General features: G+C 42.1%; 22 protein-coding genes, 1 tRNA gene and 1 pseudogene. 5 read left to right on the forward strand and 19 right to left on the reverse strand.

The window, feature by feature from the left end:
- Positions 1-7: 7 nt before the first annotated feature.
- From M2353_RS16365 to M2353_RS16395, 7 genes are all read right to left on the reverse strand, one after another.
- Complete coding sequence (locus M2353_RS16365; protein ID WP_024719852.1) at positions 8-1,111, reverse strand: EpsG family protein; 1,104 nt, start codon at positions 1,109-1,111, stop codon at positions 8-10.
- Between the two features lie 14 nt (positions 1,112-1,125).
- Positions 1,126-2,256 (reverse strand): glycosyltransferase family 1 protein, encoded by a 1,131-nt coding sequence (locus M2353_RS16370; protein WP_284725737.1) that lies wholly within the window; start codon positions 2,254-2,256, stop codon positions 1,126-1,128.
- A complete protein-coding gene (epsE, locus tag M2353_RS16375; protein WP_178897340.1) occupies positions 2,249-3,088 on the reverse strand; it encodes a glycosyltransferase EpsE in 840 nt (279 codons plus the stop codon). The genes M2353_RS16370 and epsE overlap by 8 nt, the downstream gene beginning before the upstream one ends.
- A 2-nt stretch (positions 3,089-3,090) precedes the next feature.
- On the reverse strand, positions 3,091-4,230 hold the full coding sequence (locus M2353_RS16380; RefSeq protein ID WP_047945663.1) for a glycosyltransferase family 4 protein: 1,140 nt from the start codon (positions 4,228-4,230) through the stop codon (positions 3,091-3,093).
- A complete protein-coding gene (locus M2353_RS16385) occupies positions 4,196-6,070 on the reverse strand; it encodes a polysaccharide biosynthesis protein (protein ID WP_024719856.1) in 1,875 nt (624 codons plus the stop codon). The genes M2353_RS16380 and M2353_RS16385 overlap by 35 nt, the downstream gene beginning before the upstream one ends.
- Before the next feature lie 165 nt (positions 6,071-6,235).
- Positions 6,236-6,919, reverse strand: coding sequence for a CpsD/CapB family tyrosine-protein kinase (locus M2353_RS16390; RefSeq protein WP_008347761.1), 684 nt, complete (start codon positions 6,917-6,919; stop codon positions 6,236-6,238).
- The gene (locus M2353_RS16395; RefSeq protein WP_024719858.1) at positions 6,909-7,640 is read right to left on the reverse strand and encodes a YveK family protein; all 732 of its coding nucleotides are present in this window, start codon (positions 7,638-7,640) and stop codon (positions 6,909-6,911) included. Before M2353_RS16395 ends, M2353_RS16390 begins: the two co-directional genes overlap by 11 nt.
- Positions 7,641-7,897: 257 nt before the next feature.
- Here M2353_RS16395 and slrR point away from each other — a divergent pair, with 257 nt between their 5' ends.
- Entirely contained in the window at positions 7,898-8,368 is a 471-nt protein-coding gene (gene slrR, locus M2353_RS16400; protein WP_007500131.1) for an HTH-type transcriptional regulator SlrR, read from the forward strand.
- A 259-nt stretch (positions 8,369-8,627) separates the two neighbouring features.
- On the opposite strand, the gene M2353_RS16405 is transcribed toward slrR, so the two are convergent.
- The 4 genes from M2353_RS16405 to M2353_RS16420 all read right to left on the reverse strand — a co-directional run bounded on the left by M2353_RS16405 (position 8,628) and on the right by M2353_RS16420 (position 11,961).
- Positions 8,628-8,852 (reverse strand): phage holin, encoded by a 225-nt coding sequence (locus tag M2353_RS16405; RefSeq protein ID WP_008347764.1) that lies wholly within the window; start codon positions 8,850-8,852, stop codon positions 8,628-8,630.
- A gap of 145 nt (positions 8,853-8,997) precedes the next feature.
- The gene (locus M2353_RS16410; protein WP_007500130.1) at positions 8,998-9,894 is read right to left on the reverse strand and encodes an iron-hydroxamate ABC transporter substrate-binding protein; all 897 of its coding nucleotides are present in this window, start codon (positions 9,892-9,894) and stop codon (positions 8,998-9,000) included.
- 16 nt (positions 9,895-9,910) lie between these two features.
- Positions 9,911-10,912: a FecCD family ABC transporter permease gene (locus M2353_RS16415; protein WP_025208010.1), complete on the reverse strand. Its 1,002-nt coding sequence runs from the start codon at positions 10,910-10,912 to the stop codon at positions 9,911-9,913.
- Positions 10,909-11,961, reverse strand: a complete 1,053-nt coding sequence (locus M2353_RS16420) for a FecCD family ABC transporter permease (RefSeq protein ID WP_038475387.1) — start codon at positions 11,959-11,961, stop codon at positions 10,909-10,911. Before M2353_RS16420 ends, M2353_RS16415 begins: the two co-directional genes overlap by 4 nt.
- Before the next feature lie 310 nt (positions 11,962-12,271).
- Between M2353_RS16420 and M2353_RS16425 the strand changes: the two genes are divergently transcribed.
- Positions 12,272-13,681 carry a polysaccharide deacetylase family protein gene (locus tag M2353_RS16425; protein WP_284725738.1) on the forward strand — a complete coding sequence of 470 codons (1,410 nt, stop codon included), beginning with the start codon at positions 12,272-12,274 and terminating at the stop codon, positions 13,679-13,681.
- Positions 13,682-13,697: 16 nt separating this feature from the next.
- Here M2353_RS16425 and abc-f read toward each other — a convergent pair whose 3' ends face one another.
- The 4 genes and pseudogenes from abc-f to M2353_RS16445 form a co-directional block, all read right to left on the reverse strand.
- Complete coding sequence (gene abc-f, locus M2353_RS16430) at positions 13,698-15,257, reverse strand: ribosomal protection-like ABC-F family protein (RefSeq protein WP_284725739.1); 1,560 nt, start codon at positions 15,255-15,257, stop codon at positions 13,698-13,700.
- A gap of 396 nt (positions 15,258-15,653) precedes the next feature.
- Positions 15,654-16,820 (reverse strand): macrolide family glycosyltransferase, encoded by a 1,167-nt coding sequence (locus M2353_RS16435; protein WP_160757986.1) that lies wholly within the window; start codon positions 16,818-16,820, stop codon positions 15,654-15,656.
- 166 nt (positions 16,821-16,986) lie between these two features.
- Positions 16,987-17,877 (reverse strand): ABC transporter substrate-binding protein, encoded by an 891-nt coding sequence (locus tag M2353_RS16440; protein WP_038475563.1) that lies wholly within the window; start codon positions 17,875-17,877, stop codon positions 16,987-16,989.
- 251 nt (positions 17,878-18,128) lie between these two features.
- A pseudogene (locus tag M2353_RS16445) lies at positions 18,129-18,593 on the reverse strand (DinB family protein).
- 337 nt (positions 18,594-18,930) lie between these two features.
- On the opposite strand from M2353_RS16445, the gene M2353_RS16450 reads away from it, so the two are divergent.
- Positions 18,931-20,120 (forward strand): IS3 family transposase gene (locus M2353_RS16450; RefSeq protein WP_284725740.1). Its coding sequence is split into 2 segments (ribosomal slippage): positions 18,931-19,231 and positions 19,231-20,120, totalling 1,191 coding nucleotides; the frame shifts between segments, so codons are not numbered across the junction.
- A 79-nt stretch (positions 20,121-20,199) separates the two neighbouring features.
- Here the strand turns inward: M2353_RS16450 and M2353_RS16455 are convergent.
- A tRNA-Arg gene (locus M2353_RS16455) sits at positions 20,200-20,275 on the reverse strand.
- A 253-nt stretch (positions 20,276-20,528) separates the two neighbouring features.
- Here M2353_RS16455 and clpP point away from each other — a divergent pair.
- Positions 20,529-21,125 carry an ATP-dependent Clp endopeptidase proteolytic subunit ClpP gene (gene clpP / locus M2353_RS16460; protein ID WP_024719872.1) on the forward strand — a complete coding sequence of 199 codons (597 nt, stop codon included), beginning with the start codon at positions 20,529-20,531 and terminating at the stop codon, positions 21,123-21,125.
- Positions 21,126-21,180: 55 nt separating this feature from the next.
- On the opposite strand, the gene M2353_RS16465 is transcribed toward clpP, so the two are convergent.
- A complete protein-coding gene (locus M2353_RS16465; RefSeq protein WP_024719873.1) occupies positions 21,181-21,759 on the reverse strand; it encodes an LOG family protein in 579 nt (192 codons plus the stop codon).
- A gap of 136 nt (positions 21,760-21,895) precedes the next feature.
- Here M2353_RS16465 and M2353_RS16470 point away from each other — a divergent pair, with 136 nt between their 5' ends.
- On the forward strand, positions 21,896-22,237 hold the full coding sequence (locus M2353_RS16470) for a MazG-like family protein (protein ID WP_284725741.1): 342 nt from the start codon (positions 21,896-21,898) through the stop codon (positions 22,235-22,237).
- Positions 22,238-22,266: 29 nt separating this feature from the next.
- Here M2353_RS16470 and M2353_RS16475 read toward each other — a convergent pair whose 3' ends face one another.
- A complete protein-coding gene (locus M2353_RS16475; RefSeq protein ID WP_025208022.1) occupies positions 22,267-23,889 on the reverse strand; it encodes a SulP family inorganic anion transporter in 1,623 nt (540 codons plus the stop codon).
- A 37-nt stretch (positions 23,890-23,926) separates the two neighbouring features.
- Positions 23,927-24,508, reverse strand: coding sequence for a beta-class carbonic anhydrase (locus M2353_RS16480; RefSeq protein ID WP_039169096.1), 582 nt, complete (start codon positions 24,506-24,508; stop codon positions 23,927-23,929).
- Between the last annotated feature and the right edge of the window lie 84 nt (positions 24,509-24,592).

Genomic DNA, 24,592 nt, shown 5'->3' on the forward strand with positions numbered 1-24,592 from the left:
TTCAAATCTACTTTGTAAAAATCGTTCGGTACGGTAAAACAGAAGAATCAAACGGCATCAGCATAATGCTGTACAAAATATAGCAAACCGCAATTCCGATATACATAAAGAAATTGGTTCGCTGATCAAAAATCCGTGTGAAATAAGGTAGTAAAATGAGCTGATACAGACCAAAGTAAATATGAAATCTTGCATAAATGACATCCTTCGTTGCAAGGATGCCAAACAAAAATCCAAGCAAGCAAAAATTCACAATATAATCACTCTCTGGGGTCAGCTCACGAAGTCGTTTTCGACAAAAGAACGCAAGCAATAACGGCAAAATCAAGACACCAATTTTCGTCACATTCATTCCATTCGTATTCGTTGTCAGCCACTCCTCGTAATGACCATAAGAACTCCCTTGCAGCATCACCACAAACACGGAGACAAAGCGGTCATACAGAGCAGTTAAGCCTAGAAAAATCATACATAACACAAGCATCATCCAAGACCATGCCTTTGTTCTGACGATGAAATAGACTGGAATCATAATGAGTGCCGAGGAATGAAATAGCGCGCATACAAGTACGAGCGGAAAATACCATTTCCACTGACCTTTGATGACAAACTGGATGGCATAAAAAAGAATCGCTGCCACCATATACTGCCGCATGCCATTAAACGAAGCGTAATAATGAAATGTACCGAGAAATAGCAGCATACTAAGCTCAAATGGCCGTCCATATCGCACAAGTGTTTTGATAATAAAAAAATAGGTGATGATCCCAACTGTGATATACATGATTTGCGGCTCATGTGATAGTTGATTGAGCATCCATAAGATCAATGTAAAGCCCGGATCAGTGGCGGCCTTGTCTACACCGAATCCGAAAATATGCCAAGGCTTGTCATAGTTGACGGAGAACTCATACATTTGTCCATAGGTTACAAAATCAGTTCCTACTTTGTAGCGTATGCCCGCCACAATACAAAGAAATAAAAATGGAAAAAACACCAGAAGCTTGTTCGGCCGCCAGCCGCTTTGTATGGTATCATCACGTCTGCCATAAAATGCAGCAAAGCTCGACCATAAATAGACCATGATCATGTTCACCAAATAAACCGCCATCTGCCAATCCTTCCTTACAATCCATACACATTCATCACACGGGTGATGTTCTGTTTCACATCAAATCCTCTAAGGCCAAGCTGAGAAATAATGGTCTCCTGAAGAGGAGGGTCTGCATGGTAGGCTTCTAGTATGGCTTTCATCCACTCATGAGCTGAATCTTGCAAGGATTTCCGTTTCACAAGCCCACAACCTAAATCGACTTCCTTTGTGATATGATCTGAAATCACACATGGGAGTCCAGATGCCTGCGCTTCCACTAATACGAGAGGAAGACCTTCAAACAAAGACGGCATCACAAACACATCAAATGCTTTCATATACTGCGGAACCTCTGAGACAACGCCCGTAAACACAATGTCTTCCATTAATCCTGCTTTCACTGCATACGATTCAACCACTGGCCGGAGCGGCCCATCTCCTATGAGAACTAGCTGAAAGGAGACCCCTTGTTTTTTCAGTGTCTGCGCTAATTCGATGAAAAAAACATGGTTTTTCTGCTCATGAAATCGGCCAATATGTCCAATGATCAGTTTTCTCTCGTGAAGATGGAGGTCTTTTTTCATCTTCACCTTCGCTTCTGGCTCCAACTGAAAAAAAAGGTCCAAATCAATCCCATTTGGCAAAATGTCCACTCGTCCATCGTGCATTCTTTTTTGTCCAAATAAAAAGGCACCGGCATCTTCACCGCATGCAACGAGCTGCGTAGAAAAGGCAAAGATCAATTGACGGAATCCTTTGAGCAACAAATGATCAACCCGGCTAGGAGACTGTTTCCAAGCCGTATTATGTGAATGGCAAATGCGTATCTTCACACCTGCCAGTTTCGCAGCAAGGGCAGAAAAGCCCGTTTGAAAATCTGTATGTGCATGCACCGCCTGATAAGGTCCCGTTTGCTTGATCGTCTTCGTCAACGTTTTGACAAACGTCCATGGAGAGGACGCTCCAATACTTGGGACATAAAAAATCCGCCCGCCAAGCTGACGAATTTCCTCATCGTAATTACAGACATCCTCCCGGTGGGTAATGAAATCAAATTGAAGAACATTCCGGTCGATTGCACGATAGATATTCATGATCATCGTTTCTGCTCCGCCTCTGTTCATTCCGCCCACAACATGAAGTACACGCTTTGGCTCACTCATCCCGAATCGTCCTCCTTTTCACCATAGATCCTCCAAGTTTCCGCTGATGATAAAACCTCATGATCTTTGGTGACATACAGGCACGGATGACCGGTTTAAGCGCAAAGAGATAATCAAACGGCGACAATTTTAATTGCTTGCATGCTTGTAACACAAGCCAGGCATTGTCCATTGAATATCGGAATTTCCGGCGCTGAAAGGCCGCTTCATCCTCCCTTACAAGGTATAAGGGCTCTTGCAGATTAAAGCCTTTTCTCCCCGCAGCAAAAAAACGAATCCAAAGATCGATATCTTCCATCCGTCTAGTTGTTTTTACAGAACGATAGCCATTTAAAGCCTTGTAGGCAGACGCTCTCATCATAATCGTCCCATGACAAAAAGGCGTTCCTCTTGCTAGCACCCTTCGATCAGGCTCTGAGACAAGGGCTCGAACGCCCTTCGCCCCTGACTCATCAAACACCGTCATCGCCGTACCAACCACATCATATTCTGGATGTGCTTCAAGGAAATGAACCTGTTTTTCTAATCGTGTAGACACTGATATATCGTCGCCATCCTGTCTTGCAATCAGTTCTCCATTCGCTTCAGTGAGACAACGATTTAAACTGGCGGCAAGTCTTTGATTGTGTTCGTTTTGAATGAGGCGAATTCTATCGGGATCACGCATGGTATAGTTCAGCACTTTTTCATAGGTGCCATCTGTTGATGCATCATCACATATGATGAGCTCCCAGTTTTCATAGGTTTGACGGAGAATCGATTCAATGCTTTCTTCTACTGTCTCTTGGCAATTGTAAACACCCATGATAATCGATACTTTCGGCTGACGCATGCTCACATCACCTTCTCTTTTTGGTCCATATACGTTGTGTAAATTTCCTCCATTGCACTTACCGTCTGCTCCTGTGCAAATGCGTGAGCCATAGAACGTCCCGCTTTCCCCATTAGGTGAAGCTGGTCCTTTTTATGGTAGAGCTGTTGTAAATAAACGGCTAAACCATTCACATCATGCGGTTTGACTAAAAAGCCGTTCACTCCATGTTTGACGAGCTCACAATGCCCTCTATTTTCTGTTGCAATCACCGGCTTTTCAGCAGACATTGCTTCAAGAAGATTCATCCCAAGTCCTTCTCTCAAGCTGGTTGATACACAGACATCGCTCAGATGCATCCAATCTTCGATGTGTTTGCAAAATCCCGCAAACTGTACATGTTCCTCAAGATTCAGCTGACAGACCAGCTTTTCATAGGACGACCGACTTGTCCCTTCTCCAGCAAATACAATTTTCACATGTGGTATATTCCGATACACCTGCGCGCAAGCTTTGATGAGCATTCCTTGATTTTTATTGTCATTTAATTCACCAGCACACAGCACGATAAAATCTTGCGTGGTAAAACCATATGCTTTACGAAGGCGGTCTTTTTCTTTGTCATCAACTGGTGCAAATCGCTTCATATCGACACCCATACCGGGAACATAATGCACAGCCGCCTTCTCTTTTGACAGACGATCGGCTCTTTCATAGTCTTCTCCATTAATGGTGATGAGTGCATCCGTATATTGAACGAGCCATCTCTCAACTGGATAATAAAGCAGCCAATTTTGAAGCGGTGCCCCCTTCCAAAAGTGAAACCCATGCGCTGTGTAAAGAACTTTCGTCCCTTTTTTGCGCGTCCCTTTGGCCGCTAGCCTGCCAATGACACTCCCCATCGGTGTGTGACAATGGATGAACTGATAATGCTCTTTTTCTAACAGCTTTTTCAGCTCCACATAAGCAAGCCGGTTGTGCAAATGAAAAGGGGAACGCTGAATCGGAATGGAATGCGCTTGATCCACATACGGTAGCTCCAGCTGGCCATTTGCCGCTGTATGCACTTCCCATCCTTGTTCCTGAAACCATCTGAAATACGGGAGATGGAACGCCTTAAAATGATAATCAACCGTTGCGCAAAACAAGACTTTTTTCTTCATTAGCAAGTGGCTCCTCCTCTCGTTGCATCGGTTCAGGCAATACATCATGCGACTCAATGGCGGCAAACAAGGCCTGTCTTAATTGATCGTCACTCATCATATTAAATTCGTGAATAAAGCGGTTCAGCACATACGGATCACCATCCAAGGCATGCCCGATATGGATTTTCGGGAAAATTTGCTCCTGTGCTTTTTCATGCTGGTTGAGTAACTCCTCGTACATTTTCTCTCCGGGACGAATCCCCGTAAATGTGATTGGAATCTGGTCTGTGGTGTAGCCTGAGAGGTGAATGAGGTTTTCTGCGAGGTCGACAATTTTGACTGGCTCCCCCATGTCTAAAACAAAAATCTGCCTTCCTTCTGCTAGTGCACCAGCTTGAATAACAAGCCTTGATGCTTCTGGTATCGTCATAAAATATCTTGTCATGGCTGGGTGCGTGACGGTCACTGGCCCGCCTTTTTCAATTTGTTTTTTAAAGATCGGAATGACGCTCCCCCTGCTTCCGAGTACATTCCCAAACCGGACGGCGACAAATTTCGTTTCACTGCTTGCCCCCATTTGCATAATCACCATTTCAGCAAACCGCTTTGTCGCTCCCATCACATTGGCAGGGTTGACCGCTTTGTCAGATGAGATGAGGACAAATGTTTCAACTCCGTGCTCATGTGCAGCTTCTGCCACATTTTTTGTCCCGATAATATTGTTTTTCACCGCTTCTTTCGGGCTGATTTCCATGAGCGGGACATGTTTATGCGCAGCGGCATGATAAATCATATCCGGCTGAAAATGACCAACGATTTCACTCATTTTTTGTTTATCTTGAATATCCGCAATTTGTGGATATAGGCTAATGCTGTCTCCATACAATTCTTTCAGCTCTAGTAAAATAGAATGAATGCTAAATTCTCCATGTCCCACAAGCACAATCGCCCGAGGGGAAAATACACAAATTTGACGACAGATTTCTGACCCGATAGACCCGCCAGCTCCTGTCACCATAATCGTTTTTCCTTTTAGGTGAACGGATAGACGGCTTGTATCTAATTGAATTGGCTCTCTTCCAAGCAAATCCTCTGGCTGTACATCCCGCAATTGATTCAGCGCGTGGGTTCCTTTTAAAATCTGTTCCATTTCCGGCATAATCTGTGTTTTGATTCCAGTCGCTACACATTCCTTATACAGTCCTTTTAATGTGTGACTGCTTTTGGATGGAATGGCGATAATGATTTTTTGAATATCCATCATCGCAACAGCCGTTTGAATATGTTCTTTTCCCCCAAGAACAGGCAGCCCCATAATTTCAAGCTTATGCTTTGTTTTGTCATCATCAATGAAAGCGACCGGCTCAATATGTACATCACTCGACTGCTGAAGCTGACGAACAATAATGGTCCCGGCTGATCCAGCGCCAATGATTAGTGCCCGCTCCTTTTCAACTTGAAACCGCTTGGCACCATCATGAAACAGCCTGGATGCCATTCGTGATGCACCGATGAATAACACATGGAAAAGCCAGACAATAAATAAAAAGCGAAATGGCCATGTCTGCACAAAAATGTACAGCATCGTCATAGAAAATAAAAATGAACACGCAAAGGTCTTCATTAAAGAAAATAGCTCTCTAACCCCTGTATAAGCCCATACTTGCTTGTACACGTGAAAAATATACGAAAACAAATGGTGCCCGATCAGTAGACTGAGCGAAGAAATGACGAGCATTTCAAATGTATATACGGTTAACGCTGCCTCTTGGACAAATTGAAAGCCAAAAAAGACGGCAACTAAGATGAGATATGAATCTAGTGCCACGATGATTGATAATCTTTGGGCGTAAGTCAACGCTCCTCCCCCTTTTTAAAACATCACTATTCTTACGTAAAATGGGCATCAAACCCGTCCTCACATCCCACTACCGATGACGAGCATCTAAGGCATATGTCATGCCCACAGCAGGATCGAGTGCCTCCGTTGTTAAAGATTAGGAGACATCACCTATCAATCTCTTTAATACATATAGTGCCTTCCCTTTTTCACTTTCTTGCCATTTAGCATCGCCCCAAGCAGTTTCCCTGTCGTACCCTCTAATACTTCTTTTGATTTCTTCACAGCGGCAATCTTCGTTTTACCGCTTAAAACCACAAGAATGCTTCCATCCGTCCGGTTCGCTAATATTTTGGCATCGGCTACAGGCAGAAGCGGTGTGGAATCAACAATCACCATGTCATACTGCTGCTCAATCTCGTAAAATAGCTGCTTCATCACAGAGGAGGAAAGCAGCTCAGCGGGATTTGGCGGAATGGTCCCACTCGGAAGCAGCTCTAAATGCTCAATCGGTGTAGGCAAAATGGCTTCTTCCAAACTGCAATTATTTAATAGCACATTGGTCAATCCGGTGTGCGGACTCAGATCAAAATATTCATGAATGGCTGGTTTACGTAAATCAGCATCCATGAGCAAAACCCGTTTTTTCTGCTGTGCAAAAACAGCTGCCAAGTTTGCAGCCGTAAATGATTTTCCTTCCTTCGGCAAGGAGGATGTGACCAATATCGACTTCAACCTCGTTTGAATCGACGTGAATTCGATGTTCGTTCGGATCGTTCGGAATTGTTCCGCAATGACAGAGTGAGGATTTAATACAGAAATACAGGATAAATCTCTTTTTTCTCGTTTTTTCCTCTTAAAAATCAATGTTCTGTCCTCCCGTTATGACGGACTGCTTGTCTTTTTTTGCCCTCCTGTCTGCCTGCATCTGATAGACACTGCCGAGCGACGGCAATCCGATCTCTTCTCTTATTTGATGTGTTCGTTTCACCGTATCATCGAGTAAATTCATTAAGAAAATGAGTGTCATTCCCCCTAATACAGAGGCGCCTAGTGCCAGAACGATGTGAACGAATTTACGTGAGTTCATCAGTATCGTGTTGGACAGCTTGGCTTCAGACAAAACATTAATGCGATCCATATTCATGGTTTTTTTGATTTCTTCTTGCAGCACCTCTGTGGCTGTATTCGCAATGGCTACTGCCTTCGCTCGGTCCTCATCTTGTACAGAAATATTTATGACCTCTGACTCATTTTCTGTACTTGTGGCAATTTTATGTTTTAATCCTTCCGCCGATTCTGTAAGATTGAGTGTTTCTTTTACTTTTTCAATAACGATTGGACTTTTTAATAGGACTTGAAAGGTACGTGTATATTGAAGGTTCATCTGAATATCGTTTAAATTCGCTTGTGCATCACTGCTTCGTTTATGAACAAGAATTTGAGTGGTTGCCTGATATACAGGAGTCGAGACATAGAACTGATAGTAGGCTGAAATGCCCGTTACGATCAGGACAATCAGGATCAGAAGGGCCATTTTCTCTTTTATGACAGAAAACAGCTGCTTAAAACCTATATTCTCATTCATAGATACCTCCCGATTTCATCACAAAAAGGTTATATATGGTTTCTTTTTGTTAATGATTGGATTATAAAAGATAATACCCGCAAAGAAAAATGTCATAATAGGTCTTATAGTTCTTTTTAAAGAACGAAATCGTTCGTTTTCTTTTGTTTACTTCCTGTTTCTTACGTTTTTAAATTTTATAAAGAACAATTCATTTCTTATAATGAACGAAAAGGTCGCAGAACGATTCGCCGGGGAGAAGGGAGATCATATATCGAATGATAGGAAAGGTGATACGCATTTACCGAAAGAGGAAAGGATACTCAATCCAGCAGCTGGCTGAAGATGCCCATGTCTCTAAATCGTATTTGAGTAAAATTGAGCGTGGTGTCCATCGTAATCCATCTGTCCAGTTTTTAAAAAAGGTATCCTCATCACTAGACATTGATTTACAAGAGCTGTTTGATGCAGAAACGATGATGTTTCATTACGCTGAGGGCGGTGAACAGGAGTGGCGGGATCATATCGTTCATGCCGTCCAATCTGGCATGCCTAAAGAAGAACTGTATCAGCTGCTCCAAACCTACAGAAAGGAGCAGGAAGGAAAGACGTTACATGTCCATCATAGAAAGCTGACCGACTCAAATATGTCAGAATGGAAGCGTCTCATGAGTGAAGCAAAGGCCATTGGCTTAACCATCGAGGAAGTGAAAGCGTTTCTTACCAATATGGGAGAACACCGGGCGTAAGCCACTGAGATCAAACCAATTTGCGGGGAGAGGCGCTTGTCGCTTCGATGAAATAGAGCCTTTTTATATGAAAAGGCTCTTTTCAGTTTATGGACAAAGGGCTAAAATGAACTTATTTTAGCCCTTTGTCTTCTTTTCAGCGTGATAGAAACCCTTTGCAGTCTAGGAAGGACGAGCCCCAGCGCGCAGGACTGACACCGAATGCGAGGGTTTTTCTACATGCTGAGAGCCTTTTTGCATGAAAAGGCTCTGTTTTCTATTATTCTTCTTTTTTGGTTCGAGCTTTTTTCGTAATATCATTGTTCTTCCAATAGGCCCATAGTGATGTGATGCCAAGAAAGGCTAACGTAATGAATTGCTGCACACCTTCTTCATCAATTGGAATTGGGCTTTTTCCTGCAGCAGTGAGAGCGCTGTTCACAAGTGCCAATAAAAGCAGCACAAGCCTCGCAATAGTGCCTGCACTAATTTTTTGAACCTTCAACTGTAACCCCTCCCCTTATCCTTTCATACGGGCGATACTGCTCGTTCCCTCTCATATGTATGCAAAAAGCGAATGAATAGAAGAACGAATCAAAAAAAGAGACATCATTCCTAGATGCGGAATGATGCCTTGATTTATGTGCTGTTTATTTAGAGAACATCTTTTTTGCTTCATCCATTGCCATTTTGTTGCCTAGAGCTGAATAATCTAACCATGGCTGATCGGCAATCGGATACACTTGGTTTTTCTTCACGGCTTTTAGGCCTTTCCAAATCGGCGTCTGCTCTAACTGTTTGAATGCCTGTTGCGCCTTATCATCACGGTTCACGACGACAAAAATAGCATCTGCATCAAAGTCAGGAAGCACTTCTTGAGAAATGACTTCAAATGGACGTTTGCTGTCCAGTTTTTTCACACCATCTACAGGTGTCAGTCCTAAATCATCGTATAAAATTGGCCCCATCGGACGTTTCATACTAAATACTCGAAGCTCTTTTGCTGTTACACGAATCGCCATCACTTTTCCATTTCCAATCTTTTTCTGGATGAGTGATTTGACTTCTTTTGCTTCTTGATTGTAGTCCTTAATATATTGATCGGCTTCTTTTTCTTTATTGACGAGCTTGCCGATTTTTTTCAAATGATCACGCCATGTGCCATCATTTAAATTAAACACTTCGGTTTTGGCGATTTTCTTGTATTTTGATAAGTCTTGTCCAGCCAGTTCTTCATCGACGTAAATGACATCTGGTTTTAAAGCAAGCAATGACTCCATATCAGGATCTGCTGCGATGCCCAGCTTTTTCGTTTGGCTAAGCTGCTTTTTCGCATGTGGAAGGAAATCTTTTAAGTCTCCCCCTACAACAGAGCCAGCAGGTTTTATCCCGAGTGCTAATAAGTCATTTGTTAAATGAATCGACAAGGACGCAATCTTAGGTGTTCCGTTTTCATCTTGATTTGTTGTCTTCTTTGTTTCCTGTTGACCACAAGCGGCCAGAATCAAGAAACAGAGCGTTAAACCAAACACAAGTACTTTTTTCATGATGAGTTCCTCTTTCTTATTTTGTTTTTGTTAGTAAATAGAGAAAATAAGGTGCTCCGATAAAAGCCACAACCACACCCGCTGGGATGGCATTTGGGGCAAATATGGAACGTCCCAGTGTATCAGCACTGACCAAAATCAACAATCCAAGCAAGGCACTCACTGGTAAAAAATATTGGTGCAGTGAGCCGACAAGACGCCTCGCCAAATGAGGTGCAACAAGGCCAATAAAACCAATTCCGCCTGTCATCGATACACTTGCACTTGCTAGACCAACAGCTAAGGTGAGAAGAAAAAGTCGTTTGCGCTCTACACGTACTCCGACACTTGAGGCGACGGCATCACCTAATGTTAACGCATTGAGTGTGCTGGACTGCATGAGCGTAAGCGGGACAAGACATACGATCCAAGGTAGGAGCGCAAGTACATGAATCCAGTCTCTTCCCCATACATTTCCCACAAGCCACCTTGAAGCGAAGGTGTATGTATCTTCATCCAGTTTCAATGACAAATATAACGTCAATGCACTAAACCCCGCAGCTACGGCAATTCCAACAAGGATCAGCCGGATAGGCACAAGCCCTTCATGCCTGTCGTAAGCAAGAAGAACGATGACTGCCGCCGCAAGTAGGCCTCCACCAAATGTAAAGAGCGGAATGAGTAAAGATGGATTTCCTTCTAGTACGTGAAAATACGTCACAAAGATGATTAAGCCGAATGCGGCTCCTGCATTCAGACCGATAATCCCAGGATCGGCCAGTGGATTGCGGGATAAACTCTGCAAAATGCCACCTGCGATGCCTAGACCTATTCCAGCTAGTATCGTCACGACGATTCGAGGCAGACGATAATCAAACAGCACCGTCTCACTTTGGAAATCTCCAAAGCCAAATAACGTTTTGACGACAACGAGAGGACTGAGTTTCAGCGTGCCGGTATTTAAACTATACAGCACGACAGCCGCACTCAGACAAAGCAAAACGGCTGTCACGACAAGAGCACGCCGTTTCTCTTTCATGACAGGTTCCTCCCTTCTTTTCTGGCAATATATAAGAAAAAAGGAACACCAACAAGTGCCACCATGACGCCAATGGCAAGCTCTCTTGGCGGATTTACTGTCCGGCTGGCAAGATCAGCGAAGACGAGAAGCATTGCGCCTAAAATCGCTGACATAGGAATGACGAAACGATAATTGACCCCAACCAGCTTTCGTGCAATATGCGGAATGACAAGCCCGACAAACCCAATAGACCCAACTGCCGATACAGAAACGCCTGCCAGCAGAACCGCAGCTGCCATACCTAGTATTCGCACTTGCCGGGTTTTCACCCCTAAATTCGCAGCTACATCTTCACCAAGTGATAATAACGAGAGGGATCGTCCTAATAACATCGCCCAAACGATGACAATGAGAATGACTGGAGCAAGGATCATCAGCTGCGGCCATTTGACACCTGCCACACCCCCTGCATACCAAAAAGCCAGATCCTGACTGAGATCAAAGTAAATGGCGATACCTGAACTTAGCGCATGCAGCAATGCGGCAACAACAGCTCCAGCTACCGTGAGCCGAAGTGGGGTCAGCACGCCGCCAGCCGCCCCAATGGCAAAGATCAGCAGTGTACTGAGAACGGCACCAAAAAAAGAAAATAACATCAATGCCGAATAAGGCATTCCTGGAAAAAAAGCAAAACAGAGAGCGACTACAAACATCGCACCGCCGTTAATGCCTAATATCCCCGCATCTGCCAGCGGATTTCTTGTAATGCCTTGCATGAGCGCACCTGCCACAGCAAACGCCGCTCCAACAAGCGCCGCTCCTAGCACACGAGGAAGCCTTAATTCATGAATGATCTGTTGCTCTGTCACATGCGACTGATAGTCAAACACAGCTGTCCAGACCGTTTGCAAAGACAATGACTTTGCACCGTAGGAAACAGCCAAAAACATAGCCGCCAATAAACCAATGACAGCGAGAAAAAACAATAAAAAGAACAAAATAGGTGATGATCGTTTTTGTTGAGATGTTCGCTTATCCGGCAAAATCGGTGTCATCCTTTTCTTCATTAAAAGTCAGTTTGAAAATGAGAATCATAATCATCAAAATTATAGCCGTCAGCCTCTGAAAAATCAATGTACGGCTCATTTTTTTAATTATTGAAGGTATGTGTAGACGGCAAATAAGAGAATTCTTTTCTTCTGCTTTTTCTCGTTCTGAAAGACCTATCAATTTTTACAGTATTTTAATAGGAAAATAGTTGACATTCCGCATGAAAATCCCCTAAAATTACAAAAGTAAGTCAATTGTTATAAAAATATTACAAACAGATGTCAAAAGAATAAAGAATGACCCGTCATGAGAGGAGAATTGAAAGTTGTGTCAGTAAAGGGAAAATGGAGTATCATCCTATTTGCGCTTGCCATCGTCATTGGAGCAGTTGCATTCTTTCAAAATCAGCAAGCAAGCGGTACAGAGAAGAAAAATGTGAAGCAGGATACGAATTATAAAAATGTTGAAATTGTCACTCTTGTAAATGACGGGAAGTTTATGAGATATGCGGTGAACTATCCACTTTTTCATCAAAAAAAGCTAGATGACAAGATTCAAAGCTATGCGAATTCAGCATTAGAGCATTTCAAAAAGACATTTAGTGAAGCAAAGGACATTGATGAAAACAAACGGTTTGAACTGAATATTGACTATGACATGGTGCACTATGCAAAACAATCTGCTGCCATTTATTTTACGACCTACACATATACAGGTCAGCAAAATGGGACCACTCATCACGTCACAATCAATTTCGATTTTCAGAAAAAAGACTTTCTTGACACAAAAGATTTATTTCAACCAAAAAAGGACTATTTGAAAAAATTATCCTATATTACATACACGGAGCTTAAAAAAGATAAAACCTTGTCTAAGGATCTATCACTCCTTCAAAAAGGAACAGCCCCTACTGATCAAAACTTCAGTCAATTCGCCTTAAAAGAGAAATATATAGAGTTCTATTTCCCAGCTTCTCAAGTAGCCGCAAAGGACTTAGGTCCGCAAACGCTGGCGATCAAAAAGACGTTGCTAAAAGATATCTTGAAGCCGGAATATATGAATAAGACCAAAAATCAGAATGAAATCAAAGAACCGAATCCAAAAAGAAAAGCGGTCAAGCTGCCGCAAAAGCCAAAGCTTGATCCGAATAAAAAAGCCATCGCACTCACATTTGATGATGGTCCAAACCCAGCCACAACTTCAACCATTTTAGCAGCGCTGAAGGAAAATAAAGGACACGCCACCTTTTTCGTATTAGGAAGCAGGGTTCAGTATTATCCTGGAATGCTTGCCGACATTTTAAAGGGCGGAAATGAGATCGGAAACCATTCATATAACCATCCTTTATTAACGAGACTCCCTCTAAAAGAAGCGGTCAAACAAGTAAAAGACACGCAGAAGCTGATTGAAAAGGCCAGCGGTTATACTCCTACGCACTTTAGACCGCCATATGGAGGAACAAATCCTGACATCAATCAAGCGGTTGGCATGAACGTTTCATTGTGGGATGTCGATCCTGAAGACTGGAAAATTCGCAACAGCCAGCAGATCATAAACCATGTTCTCTCACATGCAGCAGATGGCAAAACCGTACTCATGCACGATATTTATGACAGCTCTGCTCGAGCAGCAGTGAAGATCATACATGAACTCACCAAACAAGGCTACCAGCTTGTCACAGTCAGCGAACTTGAACAATTGAAAAAAGAACGAAACGAACAGACCCCTGTGCAGTAAACACAGGGGCTTTTTTTTATGACTCTAACAACTTCTTTCTTTTTAACAATGCTTGAAACGTCTCTTCAAGCTCACGAGAAGGCTCGATGCTTAAACGACTGAGCACTTCAGACAGCTGCATATCAATCAGCAAGAGCTCTTCTTCTTTCTTTGTAGCAGTTGGCTTTTCTTCCTTTTGTTTATATTCTTCATAGGTGCCATCAAAGCGTTCAATGGTACCCTCGTGCACATGAAGAATACGAGTAGCCACCTGCTCAATGAGCCGCCTGTCGTGGGAGACAAACACAACTGTGCCCGGGTAATCTTTTAAAAGTCCTTCAAGCGCTTCTACTGCCGCAAGGTCTAAAAAGTTCGTCGGTTCATCAAGCATCAGAACATTGGAATCACTGACGAGCAACTTTGCAAGCATCGTCTTCACTCGTTCCCCGCCGCTTAATACGTTCGTCAGCTTATACACATCGTCTCCCCGAAACCCAAGTCTCGCTAAAACGGTGCGAACGATCGTCTCATCTTGAATCGCCTGTTCCAGTGCATTTTGTAAGATCGATTCATCTAGATTCAGTCCTGAAAGATCTTGGCTGAAATAACCAATCTTCACGGCTTCTGAACAAAAAATCCCGGGATGTCCGTTTACAAGCATTCGGAGAAATGTCGTTTTACCGCTCCCATTCTTCCCAATGATCGCGACTTTGTCTCCGCCTCTCACTTCAACATTCGCCTTTTTCCAAAGGACTTTATCTCCTGCCATGCCATCTACATGTTCGACACGAAAAATGGAGCGGCTTGCCACTTCCTTCATGGTGTGCTGCGTCATTTGAAGAGGCTGGACTTCCTTTACCTTCTCCACCTTTTCTAATTTCTCCATTCTTGTTTCAATAGATTTGGCTGTTTTTTGAAGCTTTTTTTGCTTGTTTGCATAATAAGGCTTCGCAATTTTAGGCCCAGAGGATTTCAGCTTTGGAGATGGCTTTGTCGCTTTGTCGGCTTTTTTCATTTTCTTTTGCAGTGCATGTTCTAACTGTTTTTTCTTTTGGGTATACACCTCGTACGCCTCCACATGCTGGCGATGTTCGAGTTCTTTTTGTCGGACGAAATCGCTGTAGTTGCCTTTGTATAGTTTGAGCTTCCCATCTTCCAATTCCCAAATGTCTGTACATAACGCATCTAAAAAAGCACGGTCATGCGAGACGACAATCAGAGCACCTTGATGATGACGAAGCTGTTCTTCTAGCCACTCAATATGCTCCGTATCTAAATGAGTCGTGGGTTCATCGGCTAATAAAAGGGCAGAAGGCCGGCTTAAAGCTCTCTCAATATAAGCTTGAGTCATCTCTCCACCACTTTGTCTGCCATCTCCTGTCTTTAGTTGAGGAAGCAGCGTACAAGTTGTAGTGTGTGCAAATGTGCCGCTGTCTGGTTTTTCCCTACCCGCCAGTACATGGAGCAATGTCGTTTTCCCACTGCCATTTGTCCCTACAAGGCCGATTCGGTCCCCTTGATGAATGGCAAGCTCCTCTATATCAAATAACAAACGATCCTTTCGAAATACTTTTAATTGGTGGGCTCTCAGTAACATCCAACCCTCTCCTTTCGTATCAGGAGACATGAAAAAGCCTCCCATTCTCAGAATAGGAGGCAAAATGGTGTACAAAAATAAGCGGATCGATACAGAATGACATGCGGTTCAACAAATGAGCACACATATCCCCCGTATCCATCACTTCAATCTTTGATTCCCAAGCTGTACCATCCTATTCCGAAGCTAAAAAATGAAAACGCAGCAAACATAGCAACACATATCGTTTGCTCACTGCCTTCGTTCTTTCATTTTGCTTACAGGTCATAGGATTAGTACTTCATTGCATTGGGTCACCCTTCCGTCGTTTATTACGTATACGATAAAAGATTGGTTATTTTTTGTCAAGTGGGTTTCCTATTAAGACAGGCTGGCCAACTTGAGTAAACACCTTACCTATTGCATCTGTTTCGCTTGCATAAACTGATCAATGACACGTAATGCTTTTTCTGTTCCACCTGCTGTTTGGAAACTTTCTTCAATCTTTTCAATCCCAGCACGGTATGTGTCACTTCCGAGTACACTCTCTACAGTATCTCTCAACTGCCTTGCTGTCAGCTGGTCTTTATCGAGTGCACGAGCAGCAGAGAGATCCGTCAGTCTTTTTGCCACCATCGGCTGATCTTTGTCAACCGGGATGACAACCATTGGAACATGATAATGAATACCTTCATTGACACTGTTCATCCCGCCGTGGGTTACAAACACATCTGTCAGTTCAAGGACTTCAAGCTGCGGCACATAAGGCTCGATGAGAAAATGAGATGGCGCTTCTTTTAGGAGAGACATGTCGATTTTTTCACCAGTTGCGAGAATCACTTTTCCATCAAAGTCGGCAAAGGCATCAATACACATATTAAAGAATGCTTCAGTATCTCCAAGAACCGTTCCCATTGAAATAAAGACAACCTTCTCCCGCTCAAGCGCTTCTAATGGGAAATCGTGCTGGTCAGCACGTTTTAGAAAACTCGGTCCAATGAAAACAAACGAATCATCCAATGCATCAACAGACGGCTGAAAATATTCACTTGTATACACCATATTCAGTTCTCCGCGGTTTTTCATGAATTGCATCAAATGCTTTGGCTGAACGCCAAAACGTTCATGTATTTCTTCTAACAGATGAGCCGCCTTCTCATCTTTTCTGTATAGAGGTGTATCAAAATGCGCCTCCTGCAGCACAAAAGAAGGATTCGAACCGATACCTGGAATCTGTAAGTAATCCCGCACAAGCTCACCTGCTCCAAACATATCAAAATAGACCAAATCAAATGAATGCTGTTGAGAAAGAGTTTCCACCACTTCTAAAATGTCTAATGACGTTTGTAGCATGGCATGAAAAAATGGCTGCATGGACTCCAAATCGTCTTCTTCCACGCTTAATGTCCGAATATAATCTGGATGTATATGTATGTGAGCGCCTAAGCGTTTGATCCGTTTTTGATAATGTTCAGTTGTGACCACATGCACTTCATCACCTCGATCAACAAATGCTCTTATCATCCCTAACATTGGGTTCACATGTCCTTCAGCTGGGAACGTAATCATTAAAACCTTCGCCACAAGAATCCTCTCCTTATTGTCAATTCCCTTCCATGTTAATCTTATACAGTGATCAGGCTCAACAAATACGCCTGAAAAGGGGATAAATGAGTCTTATGGCTAGTATTTTAAGAGGATAGCAGAAAAAAGACAAAGCCTCCTTTTTAAGTGCTTTGTCTTTTTTCTATTAATTTTTGAGCAGCATTTGTTTAAACGCAGCAGACTGTTTTTCAATTGAGATTGGATCAGCATAGATAAATTCTTTGATTGAATAGGATAAAACATGTCCTTGTTTCACTGCTTTATTCTTCTTCCATACACCGCTACCTGTGATATCAGAATTCGGTGCTTTTCCATCCTTTGTTGGTACAAGTAAATAGTCACCTGTATACTCATTCATCTCTTCTAATGAAATACCGAGATACCCTTCTTTTGGTAGAGCTTTCTCTGCTTTTTCAGGCAAACTGAATCCATACCCTTGATAGATAACCTCTCCTCCACGACCAAAGTCTGTACCAAATAAGTACACCTGCTTAGGCTGCACATCCATAATGGAGAACGTCTTGTCTTCACCAATTTTTGCTTTGACCTCTTTGCCGTCTTTTTTCAGCTGCTCGTCCATTTCTTGTATTTGTTTTTTGGCTAACGATTCTTTTCCAAGAATCTTTCCGATTTCAATATGCATCTCTTTAAAGCTATGCTCACTTGTTGTGAAAGTGATTGTTTTTGCGATCTTTTTATATTTTTCAACTTGATCATTTTGTGAATACGCAATAATGAGATCAGGTTTCAGTTTGGCGATTGCCTCCACATTTTCTATCGGCACCCTCTTCACACCTGTTTCATCTAAAAAGGATGATTTAGGATAAACATCTGTCATGCCAACAGGTGTCACACCTAACTTTTTAAAATTTCCAAGCTGTGCTGTTAACACAACAATTCGTTTCGGTTTGTCTGGAATGGTGATCTTTTCACCCGTTTCAGTTGTATATGTACGAGTATTTGATTCTTGTTCTTTATTGTCTTTCTGCCCGCAAGCCACCAACAATACTGCCAGCAGACTCATAAGCCAAATCATTTTTTTCACTTACGAAAACCACCTTTAATTGAGAATGATTATTAATTATAACATAAGCAGTGTGGTTTAGATGTGAAATTTTAGCAGTGAACGCCACATACAAAAAACCCTCTTCTGATGGAGAGGGTTCGAGAAACCTTTTTCTATTGTGAACTAGGTTGAATGCACACGCTGAGAATCTATAAAACCCCGACACGATAGATGTTATTACAGGATATTATGAAAGCAAAACACCCTTTAGTCGAAAAACATCATTCAAACATTAAAATTTTGGGGTCTTGATTGTAACAGTGAACAAGCATAGCATGTAATTGTCCTCTATGATGATAAACATGTGCTAATATCTCTAACAACCATTCATACCTTGTATATGTCACACCCCAATAAGAAGTGGTACGAGACAGTAGTTCTGTGTCCGATAATTTCATATAATTATTTTTTAATGAATGGAAATTAGTCATTAAGCCTTTTTCTATCGACTTTACAGTTTTATATGATACATTAGCATAAAATGTTTCCATCTCTTCTTGGGTCGCCTCATTTGCAATACGCCAGTCAGCTTCACAAATGATCGCAATGTGTTCCAGCAACTCTCCGATAGACTGCTTATGAGGTGTTGGTCTTTTTTATAAATCAGCTTCTTCTAATTGACTTACTATTTTTATCAATGTTTTAACAGCTACTTCAATTTGATGTAAAACACTTTCACAATTCATTAGTGCCTCCTTATGAATGAATTTTGCCCTTTTCGTTGAACAAGCTTTTAGAATATTGATGAACTGACTTTATACTCCAATAATAGATTAAGTTTACTTGATTACCTATCATCAAGAAAATTTGTCTTTTTAACAATAATAATCTTTGTTTTTCGATACAAAATGAACTCTCTAATAAATAGTGAAGTTCCTCTCAATTCACTCACACAATACCACTCATAAAAAAACAAAAAAACCCTTTATTTCAAAGGGTTTGATATTATCCCCTCTAAGTAGACAGTGTAAAAAGCCCAAGAACATATCTTGGCTGTTACACTATACTTGGAGGGGATTTTTTATGGCTAGAAAGGGACAACAATTTCAACACTATTCTAAAGAATTTAAGATGAAAGCTGTCAAAATGTACGAAGAAGGAAACAGAAGTTATCAGTCATTGTCTGAAGAATTAGGTATCAAAAGCTCCACTCAGTTAAAAAGTTGGGTCAGAAAATTTCGTGAGGGGCAATCTTTTGAAGATCAAAGAGGAAAACATACAAAGTCAGAAAATCCTTTTAACGGACGTCCCAAGTTCATGTTTAAAAGTGTGGAAGAAGAAAGAGATTATTTAAAGGCACAGGTAGAATACTTAAAAAAGCGTTATCCAAATCTACACGGAGAGGATGGATTTTAAAGAATGTGAGGTTTGAAGTTATTCACGAATTAAAGAGTTTTTATCCGTTGACATGGCTCGTCTGCATCGCCAAAGTATCACGATCTGGGTACTATAAATGGCGTAAGAATCAAAAGATTCGAATGGAGCGACAACTGAAAGAACAAATCCTCAAAGAACACATCATGGCCATTCATCATTCAAGACCCTTCTATGGCTATCCTCGGGTGACAATCGCTTTAAAGAAAGAAGGATTTCGCATCAACCATAAGCGTGTCTACAGGTTGATGAAAGAGATGAACATCCAATCAATCATTCGAAAAAAACGGCGGTATTTCGGAAGACAAGCTTCAGTTGTCCATCCAAACAGATTAAACCGAAAATTTAAAGCCAATCAATACAATCAGCTATATGTGACTGATATTACCTATATCGCTTGCCAGCATCACTTTTATTATCTTTCAGCTATACAAGATCTATATAACAATGAAATCGTCGCATGGAAATTGTCAAAACGAAATGATCTTGAACTGGTCATGGAGACATTAGAGAACTTGACATCCCTGCGGGATGTCAAAGGAGCCCAACTTCATTCAGATCAAGGATTTCAATACACAACAAAAGCATATCAAAAGCGACTAGAAAACGTTGGTTTGAAGGGCAGTCATTCCCGAAGGGGAAACTGCCTGGATAATGCCTGTATCGAATCATTTTTCTCCCATCTCAAAACAGAGAACACTTACTTTTCTTCGTGTCAAACGGAAGAAGAGCTTCATAAAAGCATAGAAGATTACATTCAATTCTATAATCACGATCGATTCCAGAAAAAATTAAACCAGTGTGCTCCGGTAGAATACCGTCACACACTGGCAGCTTAGGCTTTTTATAATTGTCTACTTGACAGGGGTAAGACCAGTTTTCAAGTTCTTTCATAAATGATCCATCGGATACTCAAGACGCGCTCGGAGGGATTCGAACCCCCGGCAGACGTGGTACCGGAAACCACCGCTCTATCCAACTGAGCTACGAGCGCACGATATGTTTTTTGAACGTCAGCATATCAAATTATAAGGGAAATGCTGCAAGAAAGCAATGATTAATCGCTATCCCTGTCGATGCATTTTCTTCATTCCCATACATATACTCATATGGTGGTTTGAAGTGGAAGAGTTTTGGGGAAAATGGATAGGGGTATTTGATTTTAGGTCAGCATTTTGTTTGACCTTTATTGACCAAAAATGTATCATTGAATTACATACTTACCTAAAAGGTGAAGGAGGAACATTATGAATTTAATACCTACAGTCATTGAGCAAACAAATCGTGGGGAAAGAGCTTACGACATTTATTCTCGTCTTTTAAAAGACCGTATTATCATGCTTGGTTCTGCGATCGATGACAATGTTGCCAACTCCATCGTATCACAGCTTCTCTTCTTAGAAGCCGAGGATCCAGAAAAAGATATCTCTATCTACATTAACAGCCCTGGCGGTTCGATTACAGCTGGTATGGCCATTTACGATACGATGCAATTTATTAAACCAAAGGTATCAACTATTTGTATTGGTATGGCTGCATCTATGGGTGCGTTCCTGCTTGCTGCTGGTGAAAAAGGTAAGCGTTATGCCCTTCCAAATAGTGAAGTGATGATTCACCAACCACTAGGTGGTGCGCAAGGTCAAGCAACAGAAATTGAAATTGCGGCAAAACGAATCCTTTCTTTACGCGATAAACTGAACCAAGTACTTGCTGAACGTACTGGTCAGCCAATTGAAGTCATTGAGCGCGATACAGATCGTGACAACTTCAAAACAGCGGAAGAAGCACTTCAATACGGACTCATTGACAAAGTCTTGACCCGTAATTCAGAAGAACAAAAATAATCACAAAACAAACCGTCTGCTCTTTGAACAGGCGGTTTTTTGTTATGCATCTGTTTTAAGACAGCTCCGTCCATTTCTGCTGAAGAGACGGTGTTTGATAGGAAGCCATCTGTGAAATCAATTCTTCCGGTTCTCCAGAGGCATGCAACAATTGAAGGTGTGATTCATTCGAAAAACCTTCCTGTACACTGAACGTCACCATGTCGAGGAGCGGTTTGAAATACTGATTCACTTGATACAATCCGATTGGCTTTTGATGGATGCCAATTTGCGCCCAGCATAGCACCTCAAATAATTCTTCATATGTACCAAAACCACCTGGCATGGCAATAAACCCATCGGCCAGCTCGCTCATTTTTGCTTTTCGTTCATGCATTCCTTTGACTTCAATGAGTTCAGTGAGCTCTTGATGCACAACCTCTCCTCTAAAAAGCCCTTTTGGCATGACTCCGATCACTTGCCCGCCGTTTTTTAATACCTCATCCGCTATAGCGCCCATTAAGCCAATTCGTGAGCCACCGTATACAAGACGGATTCCTTGCTCTGCCATATAAGCCCCTAGCTCGACAGCTTTTTGTTTGTAGATGTCATTCACACCTGGATTCGAACCAGCAAACACACAAATCGTTTTCATCAAAACAGCTCCATCTCTCTCTATGATTTCTTCACCCACTCATTCTACTATAATTCATTATAAAGAAACAGCCGCTCCATCTATATATAGTGTAAAATTAGAAGGTGAACACCATATAAGGAGCTGTATAAAGAGAATGCAAACAACTGAAATGGAAAAATGGATCAAAGATTTCTACAAAATGAGAAGTTGGACAGAATACGGGCCGTTTATCAGGTTAGGTTTCCTGATGGAAGAAACAGGTGAACTCGCTCGTGCAGTCAGGGCGGTCGAAATTGGACGCGATCGACCTGATGAGAAAACACAGGAGGACGCCGCGTTAAGAAAGGACCTTATTGAAGAAATGGGGGATGTCTTAGGAAATCTACTTGTTCTAGCTGATCTCTATGATGTAACAGTAGAAGAGGTCTTCTCTTCCCATCAACAGAAACTCACACAACGGTTTTCTAGTGAAAAAGAGCAGGTAAAAAGCACGTGACCGACATGTCACGTGCTTTTTTTAGCCTTTTATAGCTGCTGTGGTGAAATATCATCCGTTCGTTCAAAGAAATGCTGCTTTCCAATGTGATGGAAAAGACCGGTACGATGCAAAAGCTCTTTTGGCTGTGATTGAAGCCCTACAATCATCAATTTTCCATTGTGATGCTTTAATCGATTGGAAATGTTCATCAGAACCGCTTCTGCTGAGGTGTCCATATAATTCACTTTGTTCATAAGCAAAATGAGTGTTTTCGGCTTTGTCTGAACATGATCCAAAATCGAATTTTCCAATGAATCGGTTGTACCGAAAAAGAGTGGCCCTTCAATCGAATACATACTAATCCCTTTCTGATCAGTCTCCCTTTCTAAGGCAGCCGCCGTTTCGATTTGAGGAACAGCAACATTTGTGTGGATATTCGTTGTCTGGCTCATTTTTTTGATAAAGGCGATAAACGCTAAAATGAGACCTGCAGTCACGCCAATAATCAAATCACCGATGACCGTTAGCAGGAAGGTCACGACAAGCACAAGGGAATCCGCATTTTTGACTTTGACAATATTGATAAACTCTTTTTTCTCACTCATATTCCACGCCACAAACATCAAAATCGGTGCCATGGCAGCAAGCGGAATCATCGATGCATATGGTGCAAATAACATTAAGATGAGCAAGACGACGACACCATGCACGACTCCTGAAATGGGGCTTGCTCCGCCATTTTTAATGTTTGTTGCCGTACGAGCAATCGCTCCAGTCGCTGGAATCCCTCCGAAAAGCGGTGCCGCCATATTGGCAATTCCTTGCCCGACGAGTTCTTTATTGCTGTCATGTTTAGAACCTTTCATATTATCAGCTACCATCGCGGACAAGATGGACTCCACGCCGCCCAAAAGCGCAATGACAATAGCCGGCGGTAGCAAATAAATCATTTTTTCAATTGTCAATTCAGGAAAAGCGAAAGTTGGCAGTTGACGAGGGATTTCGCCATATGCAGAGCCGATGGTTTCAACTTGTCCTTGAAAAAAGAGAACAGCTATAAATGTTGAAACGAGTAGACCTAATAGAGCACCAGGTATTTTGGGAATGTATTTTTGTGCCGCCAAAATCACGATGAGCCCAACAATCGCTGTGAGAATGGCGAGACTGTTTGCGGTACCGAGATGGACCACGATTTCTCTCATATTGAGGAAAAAGCTTTCATGCTTTTCAACACCCTTTAATCCGAGGAAGTTGGCAATCTGTCCTGAAAAAATAATGACAGCAATGCCAGCAGTAAAGCCGATGATAACCGGACGAGGAATAAATTTCATGAGCTTTCCTAGTTTGAATATTCCGAATAATACAAGCATGCAGCCTGCCATAAAACCAGCAATGAGTAAGTTTTCGATACCGTACTGGCTGACGATCCCGAATAAAATTGGAACAAATGCCCCGGTCGGTCCGCCGATCTGATACTTTGAACCACCAAACAATGAAATCAAAATGCCGGCAACGATGACTGTGTATAATCCATATTCTGGTCCGACACCAGATGCAATGGCAAAAGCCATGCCTAAAGGAATTGCCACAACGCCCACGACAAGCCCAGCGATTAAATCGCGTCTAAACTTTGATGAATCATAACCTTCAAATCTTCCATAAAAACGCATGGTATGTGTTGGCCTCCTTCAAGTATGTGTAGATGATTTAGGTATATTGCGGGTCGATCTGTTTATCTTTTATAACGACATCCAGCTTTCCTGTTGCCGGATGAATCACTAGTCCATGAACAGCTACATCACTTGGCATGAGCGGGTGCTCTTTGACTAATTTCACACTTTGAGATACGCTCTCTTCCACTGAATCAAAGCCTGTCAGCCAGCCCTTTAAATCGACACCTGCGCTTTTCACAATGCTCAAACACTTTTCCTCAATTCCCCGTGCTTTTGCCTTTTCAAGTAAAGGGTCTGCCGCAAGGCCTGCCATTCCGCATTCATGATGTCCGACAATGCATACTTCCTCTGCTTTCAGCTCATAAATGGCTAGTAAAATACTCCGCATGACACTGCCAAATGGATGTGTGACGATGGCTCCTGCATTTTTAATGATCTTCGCATCACCGTTACGAAGCCCCATGGATTGGGGTAATAATTCCAACAGGCGTGTGTCCATACAAGTTAATATAACCAATTTCTTCTCAGGAAATTTTCCCGCCTTGAAAGGCTCATACTGTCTCTCTTTCACAAAGTCTTCATTGTGCTGAAGAATCTGTTCTAATGTTGATCCCATCCTGTCATCTCCTATCTTTTTTAAGTGATTGTAACGCCTTACCTGGCCTCCTTTTCCCTTGTGTGTTCTCAAGCATAGAGAAGA

It is taken from the genome of Bacillus aerius, assembly GCF_029894105.1.
Taxonomy (GTDB): Bacteria; Bacillota; Bacilli; order Bacillales; family Bacillaceae; genus Bacillus; species Bacillus altitudinis.